We start from the raw sequence: 16862 nt of genomic DNA, 5'->3' as shown, positions 1-16862 counted from the left end.
CCATGTCATCCAAGGCCATGCGCTGGTACGGGGTCGTCACCCTGTTCGTGATCGTCGCGATCTCCTACGTCGACCGCATCAACATCGCAGTGCTGATCACCGATGCGGCGTTTCTGAAGCACGTGGGCATCGACGCCTCCGACCGCGTGAGCCAGGGCCTGCTGGCCACGGCCTTCATGCTGGGCTACGGCATCTCGGCCTTCGTGCTCACGCCGTTCTGCTCGGCGCTGTTCGGCGTGCGGCGCAGCCTGATCTACGGCCTCGTGCTGTGGGGCGTGGTGACCTGGGCCTCGCCGATGTTCCACAGCTACGGCATGCTGCTGGCGTCGCGCGTGCTGCTGGGCGTGTCGGAGGGGCCGCTGTTCTCGCTGGCTTCGTCGTACATCAAGGCGCACTTCAAGAGCGACGAGAACGGCAAGCCCAATGCGCTGGTGAACATGGGCACGGGCCTGGGCCTGGCGGTGGGCTATCCGCTGGTGGGCTACCTGCTCACGCAGTTCGAATGGGACAGCTCGTTCCACGTGCTGGGCGTGCTCAACATCGTGCTGGGCATTCCGCTGGTGCTGGCCTTCGTGCGCATGCCCGCGGGGCACGGCGACGGCATCAAGCCCTCGTCGTTCGGCGATGCGATGTCGCGCGTGGCGGGCATCGTGAAAGGCGCGCTGCACACGCGGCACCTGTTCCTCATCACGCTGCTGACCTCGGCGGCGCTGGCCTATCTCTGGGGCAGCAGCAACTGGCTGCCGACCTACCTGCGCGAGGCGCGCGGCTTCTCGCTGCGTGAGATGGGCTGGATCGCCTCGCTGCCGCAGTACGCCGCCGTGCTCGCGGTGTTCACGGGCGGCGTGCTCATCGACAAACTCGGGCGCGACCGCGTGCCCTTCATCTTCATGGGCGCGAGCGCGGGCGTGGCACTGTCGGTGCTGCTGGCCATCAATGCGCGCGACCCGTACATGGCAGCGACCTGCCTCGTGGCGGCGAACTTCTTCTGGGGCCTGCAGAGCCCCGCCATTCCGAGCACCGTGCAGCACTGCTCGCGGCCCGAGCACACGGCCAGTGCCTTCGGCGTGACCAACGGCGTGGGCAGCCTCGTGGCGGGCTTCATGCCGGCGCTGATGGGCGGCGTGATCACCGCGGTGTCGCACAGCGGCGGCGCAGCACACACAACGGTCACCGCGGCTTCGTCGGCGGCGGGTTTCTTCGCGGGCTTTGCACTGCTCATCGGCACGCAGATCGTGGTGTTCGCATGCGGCTTTCTGTTGTGGTGGCGCGAGCGCGCGCAACGCACTGCTGCAGTCTCTGGTTCACAGCTTTCGTAGCCTTCGCCGTGGCTTGAACCTTCGTACTGTGGCCGCTTCGTCACAGTGAAGGGCCCGTGTCTTTGTCATCTGCGTGAGCAGGTGTTTCGGTCGCAGAACCATCTTCGTAGTGCATGGCATGCGTTGCATGTCATGACGCCATTCGGCCTATCGCGCGCGAACAATTGGAGAGAGAAAAGTTCCGCGGATCGTTGAGCTCATTGCATCGATCAGCTACAACTGCGTGCACTTCAACGGACGAGGGAATGCGCGTGAAATCAACCACAAGAGCCGCAGCCAGTCTTGCCGTCGCCATCGCTTTCGCCATGGCCCCGGCCGTTCACCTGACGGGTGAACGCATTGTGTCGATGCACGGGCACTGAGCCCGGCCCGCGACACCCCACCGCGTTCACACGCTCCCCCCCCACACCCCGCGTCTTGACGGGAATGGCGCCGCTCGCCCCGCGCATTCTGGGACCACCGCAGCACATGCGGTGCGGTCCGGCCTGAGCCTGCGTTCCTGACGAACTGTCTGTTCGCCGGGAGGGCACTGTGCTGCCCGCATTTCCTGCTGATCTGTCGTTCCACTCATCCCGCGCGCGTCACGTGCATCGCCGGCTATCCGCCGGTGCCTGCGGTGCGGCGCATGTTCCTTACCAAGAGTACCCAGAGGCGATCATGAAATCACTGAATACACCTGTCGTTCATTGCCTGGCCCTCACGGCCGTGACCCTTGCCGCGTTGACGGCCTGCGGCGGCGGCGGAGACAGCGGCGGTGGCGCATCGTTCGGCGGCTCCGGCCTGAATGCGCCATCGCTGGCCAACGCGCCTGCGGCCGACGGCGGCGACACCACCAAGAAGACCCCCGACGACGGCGTGCCCACCGCACGCGACGCGGCGGTGGCCGCGGTCGATCGTTCGGCCCGGCCGATGGAGTTGCCCGACACGGTCTGGCCCGTCAACTACAAGCTGTGGTTCCGCCCCGATGCGGCGCTCAAGACGTTCGTGGGCCGCGCCGACGTGGAGATCGACGTGCTCAAGCCGGTCGACGCCATCGTCGTCGCCGCGCACGACCTCAACTTTGCGCGCGGGCGCACCACGCTGCGCAAGGTGTCCAAGCCGGGCGAGGTGATCCCGCTGATTCCCACGCCGCAGACGCGCGGCGACTTCGTGCAGCTGCGGCTGAACGACGGCCAGATCGCCAAGGGCAAGTACCTGCTGCACATGGAGTGGGACGGCAAGATCCAGTTCTCCGACGCCGAGTACTGCACGCCGGAAGTGATGGCGAAGAACCCGCTGTGCTCGGCCGCGTCGGGCATCTTCAAGGTGGGTCTCTCGACGCCCGAGGGCGTGAGCAGCGACGCCATCGTGACGCAGGGCGAAACCAACTTCGCGCGCCAGTGGTTCCCGGGCTGGGACGAGCCGGCCTTCCGCCACACCTTCGAGATCTCGGCCGAGGTGCCGGGCGACTGGAAGACCGTGTCCAACGGCGCGCAGACCGAGGCCGTGAAACTGCCCGACGGCTACCAGCGCGTGGCCTTCGAGAAGACGCCCTCGATGCCGATGTACCTGGCCTTCTTCGGCGGCGGCAAGTTCGACATCCTGGCCGACACCTTCAAGAACCCGCTGGACGGCAGCGACATGGCGCTGCGCTGGTTCACGCCGCCGGGCCGCTCCGACTGGGCCAAGTTCGCGATGGAGTGGACCAAGGTGTCGATGGACTACTACTACAAGTACACCGGCATCTCGTTGCCCTTCAAGAAGTTCGACACCGTGGCCGCCAACGACAGCTACGACAACAAGCCCAACACCGGCTTCGGCGGCATGGAGAACTGGGGCGCGATCTTCGAGTTTGCCGACGCGGTGCTCACCAAGCCCGGCGACAAGCCCACGCTGTACTCGGTGACCGTGGTCACGCACGAGGTGGCGCACCAGTGGTTCGGCGACCTGGTCACGCTCGACTGGTGGGACAACGTGTGGCTCAACGAATCGTTCGCGCGCTGGTTCGAACGGCGCACCACGATCAAGTTCCACCCCGAGTACTACAGCTTCTCCGACTACGTGCTCGACAAGCACAACGTGATCGTGGCCGACCTGAAGCCCTCCGCCGTGCCGGTGCAGCGCAACCTGAACGACGCGGGCTCCTTCGGCTTCATCAGTCCGGCGATCTTTGTCTACAACAAGGGCAGCCACGTGCTGGAGATGGTGCAGAACTACATCGGCGAAGAGGCGATGCAGAAGGGCCTGCAGATCTATCTGAAGGACTACGCGTTCGGCAACGTCACGCCCACGCGGCTGTGGACCTCGCTGGAGAAGGCCGCCGGCGGCAAGAAGGTGAGCGAGATCGGCGACAGCTTCATCCGCCAGACCGGCATTCCGCTGCTCACGGTCGATGCGCAATGCGCCGGCGACCGCACCTACGTCAGCATCACGCAGGAGTCGTTCCCCAACCAGAACCAGTTCCCGGCCTCGACGTGGACCATTCCCGTCACGCTGGCGTACGGCGACGCGATGGAAAAGCGCGAGACCTTCGTGATGTCGAACAACGCCACGCAGGTCGAGCTGCCGGGTTGCACCGCGGTGCTGGCCGGGCCGACGGGGCAGGACTACTACGTGAGCAACTACAGCGCGCCCTCGTGGAGCAACCTGCTGGCCAAGGTGCAGAACTTCGCAGGCAACAAGCCGCTGCTGCTGAACATCGAGCGTGATGCCTTCCGCCTGCTGGGCGTGGGGCGCATCACGCAGGCGCAGTACGACCAGATCAAGGGCGTGCTCAACCTGCCGGCGCCGCTGCTCGCCAAGACGCAGCTGAGCCAGCAGAAGATGGCGGCGGTGGAGGCGGGCGGCAAGGAAGAGTACCCGCACGCGCTGCGCTTCCAGGGCAAGCTGCCGCTGCGCGAGAACCAGAAGCGTTGAGTTGAGTTGAACTGAGCCTTCTTTCGTGAACCCCGCATGCGCCGCCGGGCGGCGCATGCGTCACCTCATTCGAACCTCATGAAAACTCTTCTGAATTCCTTGCTGGCAGTGGCCTGCGTGTCACTGCTCTCGGCCTGCGGCGCGCGCGGCGGGCCCGAGACCGAACTGGTCGGCGTCTACGCCGTCGAACGCAACGGCGTGCTCAAGGAGGTCGTCAAGATCGAGCGCGACGGCGACCGCTACATCATGCGCGACAAGGTGCGCACGCCCGAGTGGAGCGAACCGAAGATGCAGTTGCAGCCGGTGACGCGCGAGCGCTGGAGCCGCATCACCACCGACACGGAGAACACGTCCTTCGTCGGCATCTCGAGCGACCAGCTCGGCATCTTCAAGGTGCCGCCCGGTTGGCAGAAGAACGGCTTCAAGACCCAGACGGGCTACTTCCTGTTCTATTCGCAGGGACCGGTGGAAGCGCACAAGCTTTGAGAGGCCGGCACCACGACAGCGCCCATCGTGCGCAGGACACTGGGTGCTTCCCGCAGCGAAATCAAGGAGGAGGCCGAAGGCCGGGGGACATTCGCGGAGGGAAGTACCCGGTGGCCTGTGCACGCGCCCTGAACAAGAGCGCTTAGTTACGGCGCAACGATCGCGCCTTCGATGCGATGGCGCTTCAGCGCATCGGCTACAAAGCCTGAAGCCTTCATCTCCTCGACAAAGGAAGAGAGCAGCGCCTGCGCCTCGGCCCCCCGGCTTGCCGGCGTCCCCATCGCCTGCTGGATCACCATGAAGCGCCCCGGCAGCACACGCACCCCCGGTGCGCGGGCCGCTTCGCCTTCGAGCAGCTGGCGAATGCCCGCCGCCACCTCGACCTGCCCCGCGCGCAATGCGGCGAGCGCGGGCCCCGCGCCCTGCAGGCGCACGATCTCAGCCGCCTTGATCTCGCGCGTGAGGAACAGGTCATAGGCACTGCCAGAGCCGACCGAAATGCGGTGGCCTGCGGCATCGACCTGCGCGTTGTCGGTCAGCGCAGAAGATTCGGGCACGAGGTAGCTGCCTTCGATCAGCACATACGGCGCCGTGAAGCGAAGGCCTTCGCTGCGCGCCGGATCGACCGCGAAGAAGCCGATGTCGGCCTTCTCGTTCTTCACCGCGTCCACCGAGGCTGCGGCCTTCTCGAACACCACCAGCTCGATGCCCACGCCCAGCCGCCGCGCGAACTCGCGGGCCAGGTCGATCGACACGCCGACCGGCTCGCCCGTGGTGGCGTCCTTGTTGGCCAGGATCGGATTGCCGAGGTTGATCGAGGCGCGCAGCGTGCCGCTGGGCGCGAAGGCGGTCACGAGGGCGGAAGAGGGCGATGTGGTCATGGCGTCCGTTCGTCGGGAAGGCGGAAGGAGGGGATGAAGGCCGCCAGTTTACGGGCCGCGAAGCCGCCGCTTCAGCGCGCGGACAGGGGCTCCAGCCCCGTCTTCGCGATCGTCGGCGCCGCGGCCGGCGCGTTGAGGTAGCGGATCAGCTGGCGCGCCGCGTCGGGCTGCTTCGAGGCCGTGGCCACGCCGGCCGAGAACACCGTCACGCGCTGCACCTCGGCGGGCAGCGGGCCGATGTAGTCGATGCCCTCGATGGGCAGCAGCTCGCTCACCTGCTGCAGGCCGAGGGCCGCGTCGCCGCGCGCCACCACCGTGCCCACGCGCTCGCTGAGGATGCGCTTGCTCTTGGGCTTGACCTGGTCCTCGATGCCCAGCGTCTTGAGCAGCTCGGTCTCGTAGTAGGTGCCGCTCGCGCTCGCCGAATAGGCGATCGACGGCGCCGCGAGCAGCGTGCGCTTGAGCGCGTCGACCGTGCCGATGTCGGGCTTGGGTGCGCCCTTGCGCACCGCGAAGCCGATCGACGAGCGCACCAGGTCGACCTGGCTGCCCGCCACCACCTTGCCCTGCGCCACCAGCGCATCGAGCGCGGGGCGCGCGAGGATCACGACGTCGGCCGGCTCGTTGCGCCCGAGGCGGCTAGGAATCGAGTCGGTGGCATTGCCCATCGACGCGCCGTAGGCCGTCTTCACGCTGCGGCCGGTGCTGCGCTCGAAGCCGGGGCGCAGCTCGTTGTAGGCGGCGGTGAAGCCGCCGGAGGTCATGACGTGGATGTCGCCTGTGGCGGCGGGTGGGGTGCCACCACCGAGGTTGGTGCAACCGGCGAGCGCGAATGAGGCGGCCAGCGCCAGGGCGGCGCGGCGGGTCAGGGCGGAACGGGGGAAGGCGAAGGCTGTCACGGCATGTGTCTCCTGAAGATCGTGCCGTGCCATCGTAGGGGCCGAGGCTGTCAATCGGCCTTCAGGAAATTCGGGGTTACTACTAGCGCGAGGGCTTGGGCGGGTCCGCGTCCTTGGTGGGCGCCGCAGCCGCCGGCAGCCGCCCCCGCTTCGCCAGCCCTTCGCGCAGCAGGAACTCGACCTGCGCGTTCGCGCTGCGCAGCTCCTGGGCCGCCAGCCGCTCGATCTCGGCCCACAGGGCCGGATCGATGCGCAGCGGGTAGGACTTCTTACCGGGACTGGCCATCAGGGAACAACGACGTGGCGGCGGTGAGCGGGGGCCGTGGATGCATCAGGTGTAGAGCGTGCCCGTGTTGACCACGGGCTGGGTTTCGCGGTCCGAGCACAGTACCACCAGCAGGTTCGACACCATCGAGGCCTTGCGCTCGTCGTCGAGCACGACGAGGTTGCGCTCCGACAGCCCCTTGAGGGCGGCCTCGACCATGCCCACCGCGCCCGCCACGATCTGGTGCCGCGCGCTCACGATGGCCACGGCCTGCTGGCGCCGCAGCATCACCTGGGCGATCTCGGGCGCATAGGCCAGGTGCGTGAGCTTGGCGTCGAGCACCTCGACGCCGGCGCTGGCAAAGCGCTGGTTCAGCTCGGCCTTGAGGGCGTCGGCCACCACGTCCAGGCCGGCGCGCAGCGTGACCTCGTCGCTTTGCAGGTCGTCGCCGCTGTCGTAGGCGTAGAGCGTGGCCAGGTGGCGGATGGCGGCTTCGGACTGGATGGCGACGAACTTGTTGTAGTCGTCGATCTCGAACACGGCCTGCGCCGTGTCGTGCACGCGCCAGACCACGGCCGCGCCGATCTCCACCGGGTTGCCACGCTTGTCGTTCACCTTGAGCGGCGGCGTGTTCAGGTTGCGCGCGCGCAGCGAGATTTTCTGGCCGGCCTGGAACGGGTTGGTCCAGCGCAGGCCCTCGGTGCGGTCGGTGCCCTGGTACTCGCCGAACAGCGTGAGGATGATGCCCTCGTTGGGCTGCAGCATGTACAGCCCCGGCAGCAGCGCCACGCCCGCGACGATGAGCACGATGTTCATGGGCAGCGGCATCATCCGCTGCACGAGGGCCCAGGCGCCGAGCCCGATCAGCACGAGCGACACGGCCACGAGGCCGTAGCCGTTGACGGACCGGTACGGCCGCTCCCTGCGGACCGGGCGAGGGATGGACGGGGTCTGCTCGTGCATGAATGCCTCCTGTTGAAAGTGATATCACTCTAATATCTTTTTGGAGGTCGTCAAGGCTTTCTTTCGCCCCGCCTTCGCGGGTTCGGCCGCGTCCCGCAGACACTGCGCAAACTGCGCGACGAGGGGCGGGCTGGCGCGTGGCTTGCGCTGCAGGAGGCCGATCTCGCGATGGAACGTGGCCTCGCCGAGGGACAGCATGCGCACGCCCGGCGGCAGCGGCAAGTGGGCCTCGACCCACGGCACGAGCGCAACGCCCAGGCCCTTGGAGGCCAGGTGGATGAGCCCGGAGATTTCGTCGACCTCGATGGCGTCGTTGACCACGAGGCCTTCGCGCTGGAGGAATCGTTCGACCATGCGCCCGCCGAACGATGCGCGGTCGTAGCGCAGGAACGGCTGTTCCTGCAGCAGCGTGCGCCAGTTCCTGCCCGGCACGCTCGCGGGGGCAATGAGCACATAGGGCTCGCGCACCAGGGTCTGCCAGGTCAGCTCGGGAAGAATGCCGAAAGGCGGCCGGATGATCACGGCCGCATCGATGCTGCCGGCGTCCAGGTCGTCCATCAGCCGCATCGACACGCCGGGCGAGATGTGCACGCGCAGCAGGGGGAAGCCGGCGCGCAATTTTTCGAGCGCCCGCGCCACCAGTGTCGGCTGCGCGGACGCAATGGCGCCGATGCGCAGCAGCCCGGCATTCGCAGCGTCGTCGGGCAGCTCGCCGAGCTTGGCGTAGAGGCCGCAGATTTCTTCCGCCCGTCCCAGCGTGGTCTCGCCCGCCGCATTCAAGGTGGCAGAGCGGCCTGTGCGGTCGAAAAGCGGGAACCCCAGGGATTCCTCGAGCCGCTTGATCTGGCTGCTGACGGCCGATTGCGTGAGGCCGATGCGCTCTCCCGCCGCGGCGAATGTGCCGTGGCGACACACGGCGATGAAGGTTCGAAGCTCGGTGATCATTCGGGATTCATCGAAATAGGTGGTGCTCAGCGATGAAATATATCGTTTTCGGTTATGTGGCCCGCTGCTTAGAGTTTGCTCACCCTGAACTCCTTGATCGATGAACCCCATGAGCACCCCCACTGCACGCATCCCGTTCCACTTGGCCTTTCCCGTGCGCGACATCGCCGAGGCGCGCGCCTTCTACGGCGAGTTGCTCGAATGTCCCGAAGGCCGCAGTTCGACCGAGTGGGTCGACTTCAACTTCCACGGCCACCAGATCGTGGCGCACCTGGCGCCCGACGAATGCGGCCACAAGACGCACAGCGCCGTGGACGGCCATGACGTGCCTGTGCGTCACTTCGGCGCCGTGCTGCCGATGGACCTGTGGCAGGCAATGGCCGACAAGCTCATCGCACGCCAGACGAAATTCGTGATCGAGCCCTACATCCGGTTCAAGGGCGAGCCCGGCGAACAGGCGACGATGTTCTTTCTCGACCCGTCGGGCAACGCCATCGAGCTGAAGTCCTTTGCGGACCTGGATTCGCTGTTCGCCGTCTGAAAGCGCCGACGTGAAAACAACCCACTGCCTTCTGGCGGCCGCAACGGCCGCGGCGCTCCTGCTGTGCGCCGGGCGTGCATCCGCCCAAACCGACGTGCTGAAGAAGATCAGGGAGTCCGGCGCCATCACCATGGGCGTGCGCGACGCCTCGGGCGCCATGTCCTTCACGCTGGGGCCCGGCAGCTACACGGGCTTTCACGTCGAGGTCTGCGAACGTGTCATTGCCGACATCGGGAAGGCGTTGCAGATCGGCAAGATCCACGTGAAGTACCAGCTCGTCACGCCGCAGAACCGCATGCCGCTCGTGCAGAACGGAACGGTCGACATCGAGTGCGGCACCACGACCAACAATGCGGCGCGCCAGAAAGACGTCGCGTTCGCCCCGACGCTCTATGTCGAGGGGGTTCGCATCGCGGTCAAGGCGACATCCGGCGTTGCTTCTGCGGCCCAGCTCGCCGGCAAGGCGGTGGCCGTCACGACGGGGAGCACCTCCGTCCAGCTGCTGAGAAAACTCAAGCGCGACAACGCCCCTGAGATCGCGCAGGTGTACGCCAAGGACAACAGCGAAGGGTTCCTGCTGCTCGAATCGGGCCGCGCAGAGGGCTTCGTCGCCGACGGGCAGATCCTTGCCACCTTGATTTCCAGGAGCAAGGAGCCGGCGCAGTACCGGTTGCTCGACCAGGTGCTCAGCGTCGAGCCGATCGCGATCATGATTCCCAAGGGCGATGCCGCGTTCAAGAAGCTGGTCGATCAAAGCGTCCTGGCGTTGGCAAGGAGCGGGGACGCCGCGCGGATCTACGACAAGTGGTTCATGCAGCCCATTGCGCCGCACGGCGCGAAGGTGGGACTGCCGGCCAGCGCCCTGACCAGGGCCGCCTGGGCCAACCCCAGCGACAAGCCGATGGAAGACTACGAGGTGCGATAGGGTCGCACGCGCAAGGCGACGAGGTCGAATCAGACGATCAGGTCGAAGCAGCAGCCCGCGTAGTACGGCTTGTCGCCGCCATCGACGAAGGGCACCTCGATCGGCTTGCCCTCGTTGCGCCACACGTCGCGCTTGCGGTAGCCGGCGCGTGCCAGGTCGGCCAGCAGCTCGTCGTGGTGCTGGATGCGGTAGGCGCACACGGCCACGCCGATGCTGTTGAGCGTGTAGATCGTGCGCTCGGGGTGCACGGCCGTGGTGTTCATGACGATGCGCCGGGGCTTCACGGCGAGCGCGGAAAGAATCGCGTCCATGCGCATCGGCAGGTACTGCAGGCTGCCCGACACATACAGCACGTCGCAGCCGCTCGCGTCGCGGTAGTCGGTGGTGAAGCCGAGCTGCGCGGTCGCCTCGCGCTTGACGGCCATCGCGCGGCCGCTCTCGACCACGCCGGGCACGTCGCACACCGTCCAGCGCAGGGTGTCGGGGTAGCTCAGCACGCGCCGGAAGGCGTAGTACTTGATGCCGACGTGCCCGCCCAGGTCGAACACGCGCGTCAGGCCCGCGTCGATGGAGCGGCCCAGCCAGAAGAGGCCGGGATAGTCGTAGAAATAGATTTGCGGGCTGTAGAGCTCGCCCGCGTCGGCGTTGGCGTAGCCGACGGCCTTGGAGGGCGGCGCGCCGGCCTCGGCCGCCTCGAAGCTCTCGAACGACCCCATGAAGAGGTTCTCGTCCGTGTTGTTCAGGAACTTGCGCCGGTAGGCGCTTTCGCGGGGCGGGAAGGTCAGCAGGCTTGAAAGCATGTCTCTCTCCTGTGGCTTTCGCATTCTGAGCGCAACCGGCGCCTTTGGGGGGCGATAGCCCAGCGCCGCGGGGGCGGTTACCCCGTGGGGCTTTACATGCCGCTCGCCAGTGCCGCAGCCGCCGCGCGGGTCTCCACCCCCAGCTTCTCGAAGATGTGCTCCAGGTGCTTGTTCACCGTGCGCGGGCTGGTGCCCAGGATCTCGCCGATGTCGCGGTTGGTCTTGCCCTTGGCGAGCCAGGACAGCACCTCGGTCTCGCGCGGCGTGAGGGCCGCATCGGCCAGGCGCGCGGCCGGGCCTTCACGCTGGATGGCGAACAGCAGCATGGTCTCGCCCAGCGCCGCCGCGCCCAGGTTGCGCACCGACAGGCGCATGCCCGTGGCGGTGCCGATGGCGATCGACGCACCCGGCGCCAGCGCAGGCTCCACCGACGCGGGCAGGCGCCCCGGCGCCACCGGGTCTTCGAGCGCATGCAGCCACAGCGCGGCCTGCGGCGAGCGCCAGGCGATGCGCCCGCGCGTGTCGACGAACACCACGCCCATGCCCGCCACGTCGACCGCGTCGCGCGCCATGCGCGTGATGCGGGCGTTGCGCGTGTGGGTGTGCAGGCGCGCCAGCACCTCCTGCGCGCGGATCGGCTTCACCACGTAGTCGACGCCGCCGCACTCGAAGCCCTCGACCACGTGCGCGGTTTCCGACAGGCCGGTCATGAACAGCACGGGGATGTGCGCCAGCGCCGCGTTGGCCTTGATGCGCCGGCAGGTCTCGAAGCCCGAGAGGCCGGGCATGAGGCCGTCGAGCAATATCGCGTCGGGCACCACCAGCTCGAGCCGCTGCAGCGCAGCCTCGCCGTCGGCCGCCACCAGCACGGTGTAGCCGCTGGCCTCGAGCGTGTCGCACAGCATGCCCAGGCTGCTGGGGGCGTCGTCCACCACCAGCACGACGGGGCGTTCGGATTCATGACCGGGCGAGGGGAGTGTCTGCATCTTCTGCCAGTGCGTTGCGGAGGTTGTCGAGTTCGAAGCGCGCGACCATGCCGCGCAGCCAGGTGCAGGTGGCCGCCGCCGCGGGCGAGGCCGCGGCCAGCCGGTCGAGCGCGGTGTGCAGGCCACGCACGTGGCCCATCTGCACCAGGCGCATGAGGTCGGCGCGGTCGTCTTCGCCGAGCGCGAGCAGGGGCGGGCGCACCGGGTTCGCGTCGGGGTCGGCGGGCGGCGGCAGGGCGTCGCCGATCGCCAGCCATTCGAGGCCCAGGTGCCGCTCCAGCGTGGCGATGAGTTCCGACTCGATCACCGGCTTGCCCACGAAGGCCTGGCAGCCCGCGGCGCGCAGCCGGTCGGCCTGGTTCTCGAACATGTTGGCCGAGACGATGATGATCGGCAGCTCGGCGAAGCCCGAGGCTCGCACCGAGCGCGCGGTCTGCCAGCCGTCCATGTCGTCCATCGTCAGGTCCAGCAGGATGGCCGAGGGCAGCTCTTCGCGCAGGCTGTCCAGGCACTCGGTGCCGCTGGCCGCCTCGCGCACCGTGAAGCCCAGCGGCGCGAGCATGCCGGCGAGCATCTGGCGCTGCACCGGCTGGTCGTCCACCACCAGCAGCGTGCGGCGTTCGCCCAGGTAGCCCGACACCGGCTCGCGCGAGCCCGCCTGCGGGCCGGGGTCAGCCACCTCACGCAGGTACACGCGCACGCTGAAGGTGCTGCCCGCCGACGAGGTCGACGCCAGTTTGAGCTCGCCGCCCATGAGCGAGGTGAGCAACCCCGTGATGGTCAGGCCCAGCCCCGTGCCCGGCTCGCCACGCCGGCGGCCCGCGGCGCCGCGCTCGAAGGGCAGGAAGATGCGCTGGCGGTCTTGCGGCGCCACGCCGATGCCGGTGTCGACCACGTCGAAGCGCAGCACCTCGCGCCGTGCATCCACATGCAGCGTGACGGTGCCGCTGTCGGTGAAGCGCACGGCGTTGGTCAGCAGGTTGATGAGAATCTGCCGCAGCCACTTCACGTCGGCATGCACCCACGGCGGCAGCCGGCCCGCGTGCGTGTAGATGAACGCCAGGCCCTTGGCCTCGGCCTGCGGGCGCACCATCTGCACCACCTGGTCGAGAAAGGCCGGCAGCGCCAGCGGCGAGGGCTCCAGCTGCAGCCGCCCGGCCTCGATGCGCGCCAGGTCGAGCAGCCCGTCGATGAGGCCCAGCATGTGCTCGCCGCTGCGGTGGATGGTCTGCACCGCCTCGCGCGGCGGCAGGGCCGCGTCGCCGCCCTTGAGCAAAATCTGCGAGTAGCCCAGGATGCTGTTGAGCGGCGTGCGCAGCTCATGCGTCATGCCGGCCACGTAGCGCGTCTTGGCCTGGTTGGCGGCCTCGGCGGCTTCCTTGGCGGTCTGCAGCGCGGCGTCGGTGCGGCGGTGCGCTTCGATCTCCAGGGCCAGCAGGTTGTTGTGGCGGTTCGATTCTTCCTGCGCCATCTGCCGGCTCTCGCTGCCCAGCACCACCCACCACGCGGCCACGGCGGCGATCACCGAGAGCAGCGCGAACACTTTGAGAAAGGCCGTCGCCATCGCCGAATCGATGGTGCCGGCGATGGCCTCCTGCGCGTAGACCACCCCCACCACCGTGGCCAGCAGCGCGATGAGCGAAGTGGCGACCAGCAGGTAGTGCGCGACGCGGAAGTTGAGCCGCGCCGACAGCGCCGGTGGCAGCAGCGCCTGCAGCCAGCCGCTCATCTGCTCGGCCGCGCGCGAGTCGGTCTTGCAGCGGTCGTGGCAGCGCGATTCGAGCGTGCAGCACAGCGAGCAGATCGGTGCGCTGTAGGCCGGGCAGTGCGCCATGTCTTCCGATTCGAAGCTGTTGTCGCAAACCGAGCATTTCACGCTCTGGCCCGGCGTCCAGCGGTCGATGTCGGTGCGCGCCAGGTAGTAGCGCCCGCGCGTCCGCCACGCCAGCAGCGGCGACACGGCCATGGCCGTGGCCAGCGCGATGAAGGGTGAGAAGGCCCGCGCCCACTGGCCCAGTGCGCCCGAGTAGGCCAGCATCGCCAGCGCCGCCGCCACCAGCATCGCGACCAGGCCCACGGGGTTGATGTCGTACAGGTGCGCGCGCTTGAACTCGATGGTCTTCGGGCTCCAGCCCAGCGGCTTGTTGATGACCAGGTCGGCCACCAGTGCGCCGACCCAGGCGATGGCGATGTTGCTGTAGAAGCCCAGCACGTGCTCCAGCGCGGCGAACACGCCCAGCGCCATCAGCAGGATCGCGATGGCCACGTTGAACACCAGCCACACCACGCGGCCCGGGTGGCTGTGCGTGAGCCGCGCGAAGAAGTTCGACCATGCCAGCGAGCCCGCATAGGCGTTGGTCAGGTTGATCTTCATCTGCGACACCACCACGAACAGCACCGTGATGCCCAGCACCCACGCCGGGTCGCGCAGCACGTACGAAAAGCCCGTGAGGTACATCTGCGTGGGCTCGATCGCGTGGTTGGCCGGAATCTCGTGCTGCAACGCCAGGAAGGCCAGGAACGCGCCGCCCATCATCTTCAGCATGCCCGGCACGATCCAGCCCGGCCCCGCGACCAGCACCGCCGTCCACCAGCGACCGCGGTTGGCGGCGGTCTTCTCGGGCAGGAAGCGCAGGTAGTCGACCTGCTCGCCGATCTGCACCACGAGCGAGAAGGCCACCGTGGCCGCCGCGCCGAACATCAGCGGATCGAAACCGCTGCTGTCGGAAGTGCGGCCCACGAGGCCGGTGAAGTCGGCGTACAGCTCGGGCTTCTTCACCATCACCGCGATGAAGGGGCAGACGAACAGCACGATCCAGATCGGCTGCGTCCACAGCTGCAGCCCCGAGATGAGCGTGATGCCGCGCGCCACCAGCGGAATGATCACGATCGACGACACCAGGTACAGCAGCCACAGCGGCCAATCGAGGTACATCTGCAGCGCCAGCGCGAGGATGGCCGCCTCGAGCGCGAAGAAGATGAAGGTGAAGCTCGCGTAGATCAGCGAGGTGAGCGTGGAGCCCAGGTAGCCGAAGCCCGCGCCGCGCGTGAGCAGGTCCATGTCGACGCCGTGGCGCGCCGCGTAGTACGAAATAGGCAGGCCCGTGAGGAAGGTGATGAGCCCCACCACCAGGATCGCCCACAGCGCATTCGAGAAACCGTAGCTCAGTGCGATGGCGCCGCCGATGGCCTCCAGCGCCAGGAACGAGGTGGCGCCGAAGGCCGCGTTGGCCACGCGGAACTCCGACCACTTGCGAAAGCTGCGCGGCGTGTAGCGCAGCGCGTAGTCCTCCAGCGTTTCGTTCGCGACCCAGGCGTTGTAGTCGCGGCGGATGCGAAAGATCTTCTGTCCGGAGACGGATGTCATGGCGGGTTCTCGCGGCGGCGGCAACGGTGGCATGCGGCAGGTACAGCAAGAAGCGCTCCCTGCTGTCCCGTGCCTTGTCTGCTCGCGAGTCTGCGGCCCGGGCAGGGGCGCATCGCTACGTTGAATGACGTATTCGCGCAGAGGCAAGTGATTTCTAAAGTACCAGCCATGGTGCTCGCAGCACCGTCCGATGCACTGCGATGGTGCGCGGCTCACTCTTCTTTCAACCTGCCTGGAGTTCCTGATGTCGCGTGATTCCGATCCTTCTTCCCTCGATGCCATGGCACTGCGCCGCCGCCGCCTGCTGCAGGGCGCCGCCGCGCTACCCGTGATGGGCCTGAGCGGCCTGAGCTTCGGCCAGGGTCAGTTCCCCACGGCCAAGGTCAACACCACCAAGCTCGCGGTGACCGACACCGAAGTCACGGTGGGCCAGCTGCATTCGTCCACCGGCACCATGGCCATCTCGGAGACCGGCTCCATCCAGGCCGAACAACTCGCCATCGACCAGATCAACGCGATGGGCGGCATCCTGGGTCGCAAGATCAAGGTCATCAAGGAAGACGGCGCCTCCGACTGGCCCACCTTCGCCGAGAAGTCGAAGAAGCTGCTGGTCAACGACAAGGTCGCGGCCGTGTTCGGCTGCTGGACCAGCGCCTCGCGCAAGGCTGTGCTGCCGGTGTTCGAAAAAGAGAACGGCCTGCTGTACTACCCGACCTTCTACGAAGGCCTGGAGCAGAGCAAGAACGTGATCTACACGGGGCAGGAGGCCACGCAGCAGATCATCTGGGGCCTCGACTGGGGCGCGAAGGAGAAGAAGGCCAAGACCTTCTTCCTCGTCGGCTCCGACTACATCTGGCCGCGCACTTCGATGAAGATCGCGCGCAAGCACATCGAGAACTTCCAGAAGGGTTCGGTCAAGGGCGAGGAGTACTACCCGCTGGGCCACACCAACTTCAACTCGCTGATCAACAAGATCAAGGTCGCCAAGCCCGACTGCATCTTCGCGGCGGTGGTGGGCGGCTCGAACGTGGCCTTCTACAAGCAGCTCAAGGCCGCCGGCATCACCGGCGACAAGCAGTTCCTGCTGACGCTGGCCGTGACCGAGGACGAAATGACCGGCGTGGGCGGCGAGAACTTTGCGGGCTTCTACTCGTCGATGAAGTACTTCCAGACGCTGGACAACGAGAACAACAAGAAGTTCGTGGCCGCCTTCAAGGCCAAGTACGGCAAGGACGCCGTGATCGGCGACGTGACGCAGGCGGGCTACCTGGGCCCGTGGCTGTGGAAGGCCGCGGTGGAGAAGGCGGGCAGCTTCGACATCGACAAGGTGGTGGCGGCGTCGCCGGGCATCGAGCTGAAGACCGCACCGGAAGGCTACGTGAAGCTCGATGCCAACCACCATCTGTGGAGCAAGGCGCGCATCGGGCAGGGGCAGCTGGACGGCAGCTTCAAGGTGGTCGCTGAATCGGGCGAGCTCATCAAGCCCGATCCGTTCCCGAAGGGCTACCAGTAAGCAGGCCGCAGGGCCTCACCCCAACCCTCTCCCGCGTGCGGGAGGGGGCGCCAATACCCACACTCCGGAACTTCCGC

14 protein-coding genes are annotated in these 16862 nt (G+C 67.3%); 6 read left to right on the top strand and 8 right to left on the bottom strand.

The features are described 5' to 3' along the window. The first annotated feature begins 2 nt into the window (after window positions 1-2). The 3 genes from VHAB30_RS12535 (at window position 3) to VHAB30_RS12525 (ending at window position 4700) form a co-directional block, all read left to right on the top strand. A complete protein-coding gene (locus VHAB30_RS12535) occupies window positions 3-1319 on the top strand; it encodes an MFS transporter (RefSeq protein WP_159277221.1) in 1317 nt (438 codons plus the stop codon). Window positions 1320-1976: 657 nt separating this feature from the next. After that, entirely contained in the window at window positions 1977-4214 is a 2238-nt protein-coding gene (locus VHAB30_RS12530; RefSeq protein ID WP_159277220.1) for a M1 family metallopeptidase, read from the top strand. Window positions 4215-4292: 78 nt separating this feature from the next. Beyond that, the gene (locus VHAB30_RS12525) at window positions 4293-4700 is read left to right on the top strand and encodes a lipoprotein (protein WP_095947556.1); all 408 of its coding nucleotides are present in this window, start codon (window positions 4293-4295) and stop codon (window positions 4698-4700) included. A gap of 146 nt (window positions 4701-4846) precedes the next feature. On the opposite strand, the gene VHAB30_RS12520 is transcribed toward VHAB30_RS12525, so the two are convergent. From VHAB30_RS12520 to VHAB30_RS12500, 5 genes are all read right to left on the bottom strand, one after another. Further along, window positions 4847-5581, bottom strand: a complete 735-nt coding sequence (locus VHAB30_RS12520) for a transporter substrate-binding domain-containing protein (RefSeq protein ID WP_159277219.1) — start codon at window positions 5579-5581, stop codon at window positions 4847-4849. Window positions 5582-5652: 71 nt separating this feature from the next. After that, the gene (locus VHAB30_RS12515; RefSeq protein WP_235926614.1) at window positions 5653-6480 is read right to left on the bottom strand and encodes a substrate-binding domain-containing protein; all 828 of its coding nucleotides are present in this window, start codon (window positions 6478-6480) and stop codon (window positions 5653-5655) included. An 82-nt stretch (window positions 6481-6562) separates the two neighbouring features. Next, window positions 6563-6766, bottom strand: coding sequence for a hypothetical protein (locus VHAB30_RS12510; RefSeq protein ID WP_159277217.1), 204 nt, complete (start codon window positions 6764-6766; stop codon window positions 6563-6565). A gap of 45 nt (window positions 6767-6811) precedes the next feature. Next, window positions 6812-7708, bottom strand: a complete 897-nt coding sequence (locus VHAB30_RS12505; protein ID WP_159277216.1) for an SPFH domain-containing protein — start codon at window positions 7706-7708, stop codon at window positions 6812-6814. Window positions 7709-7732: 24 nt separating this feature from the next. Then, entirely contained in the window at window positions 7733-8653 is a 921-nt protein-coding gene (locus VHAB30_RS12500; RefSeq protein WP_062474621.1) for a LysR family transcriptional regulator, read from the bottom strand. A 109-nt stretch (window positions 8654-8762) separates the two neighbouring features. Between VHAB30_RS12500 and VHAB30_RS12495 the strand changes: the two genes are divergently transcribed. Further along, on the top strand, window positions 8763-9194 hold the full coding sequence (locus tag VHAB30_RS12495) for a VOC family protein (RefSeq protein WP_062474623.1): 432 nt from the start codon (window positions 8763-8765) through the stop codon (window positions 9192-9194). A gap of 10 nt (window positions 9195-9204) precedes the next feature. Then, window positions 9205-10119, top strand: coding sequence for an amino acid ABC transporter substrate-binding protein (locus tag VHAB30_RS12490; RefSeq protein ID WP_062474625.1), 915 nt, complete (start codon window positions 9205-9207; stop codon window positions 10117-10119). Window positions 10120-10148: 29 nt separating this feature from the next. Here the strand turns inward: VHAB30_RS12490 and VHAB30_RS12485 are convergent, their stop codons facing one another. The 3 genes from VHAB30_RS12485 to VHAB30_RS12475 form a co-directional block, all read right to left on the bottom strand. Continuing rightward, window positions 10149-10919, bottom strand: coding sequence for a TIGR04325 family methyltransferase (locus VHAB30_RS12485; RefSeq protein ID WP_159277215.1), 771 nt, complete (start codon window positions 10917-10919; stop codon window positions 10149-10151). 92 nt (window positions 10920-11011) lie between these two features. Continuing rightward, window positions 11012-11905: a response regulator transcription factor gene (locus VHAB30_RS12480; protein WP_062474629.1), complete on the bottom strand. Its 894-nt coding sequence runs from the start codon at window positions 11903-11905 to the stop codon at window positions 11012-11014. Then, window positions 11877-15272 carry a hybrid sensor histidine kinase/response regulator gene (locus VHAB30_RS12475; protein WP_159277214.1) on the bottom strand — a complete coding sequence of 1132 codons (3396 nt, stop codon included), beginning with the start codon at window positions 15270-15272 and terminating at the stop codon, window positions 11877-11879. Before VHAB30_RS12475 ends, VHAB30_RS12480 begins: the two co-directional genes overlap by 29 nt. Before the next feature lie 244 nt (window positions 15273-15516). On the opposite strand from VHAB30_RS12475, the gene urtA reads away from it, so the two are divergent. Then, on the top strand, window positions 15517-16785 hold the full coding sequence (urtA, locus tag VHAB30_RS12470; protein WP_062478305.1) for an urea ABC transporter substrate-binding protein: 1269 nt from the start codon (window positions 15517-15519) through the stop codon (window positions 16783-16785). The last annotated feature ends 77 nt before the right edge of the window (window positions 16786-16862 follow it).

It is taken from the genome of Variovorax boronicumulans (assembly GCF_009811375.1).
Classification (GTDB): domain Bacteria; phylum Pseudomonadota; class Gammaproteobacteria; order Burkholderiales; family Burkholderiaceae_C; genus Variovorax; species Variovorax boronicumulans.
Note: the sequence above shows the minus strand (reverse complement) of the source record. Positions and strands in the feature narration are given on the sequence as shown.

Excerpts from the sequence above, each read along its gene's own strand:
- VHAB30_RS12535 (WP_159277221.1), top strand. The coding sequence starts at position 3 with ATGTCATCCAAGGCCATGCGCTGGTACGGGGTCGTCACCCTGTTCGTG.
- VHAB30_RS12530 (WP_159277220.1), top strand. The coding sequence starts at position 1,977 with ATGAAATCACTGAATACACCTGTCGTTCATTGCCTGGCCCTCACGGCC.
- VHAB30_RS12525 (WP_095947556.1), top strand. The coding sequence starts at position 4,293 with ATGAAAACTCTTCTGAATTCCTTGCTGGCAGTGGCCTGCGTGTCACTG.
- VHAB30_RS12520 (WP_159277219.1), bottom strand. The coding sequence starts at position 5,581 with ATGACCACATCGCCCTCTTCCGCCCTCGTGACCGCCTTCGCGCCCAGC.
- VHAB30_RS12510 (WP_159277217.1), bottom strand. The coding sequence starts at position 6,766 with ATGGCCAGTCCCGGTAAGAAGTCCTACCCGCTGCGCATCGATCCGGCC.
- VHAB30_RS12505 (WP_159277216.1), bottom strand. The coding sequence starts at position 7,708 with ATGCACGAGCAGACCCCGTCCATCCCTCGCCCGGTCCGCAGGGAGCGG.
- VHAB30_RS12500 (WP_062474621.1), bottom strand. The coding sequence starts at position 8,653 with ATGATCACCGAGCTTCGAACCTTCATCGCCGTGTGTCGCCACGGCACA.
- VHAB30_RS12495 (WP_062474623.1), top strand. The coding sequence starts at position 8,763 with ATGAGCACCCCCACTGCACGCATCCCGTTCCACTTGGCCTTTCCCGTG.
- VHAB30_RS12485 (WP_159277215.1), bottom strand. The coding sequence starts at position 10,919 with ATGCTTTCAAGCCTGCTGACCTTCCCGCCCCGCGAAAGCGCCTACCGG.
- VHAB30_RS12480 (WP_062474629.1), bottom strand. The coding sequence starts at position 11,905 with ATGCAGACACTCCCCTCGCCCGGTCATGAATCCGAACGCCCCGTCGTG.
- VHAB30_RS12475 (WP_159277214.1), bottom strand. The coding sequence starts at position 15,272 with ATGACATCCGTCTCCGGACAGAAGATCTTTCGCATCCGCCGCGACTAC.
- urtA (WP_062478305.1), top strand. The coding sequence starts at position 15,517 with ATGTCGCGTGATTCCGATCCTTCTTCCCTCGATGCCATGGCACTGCGC.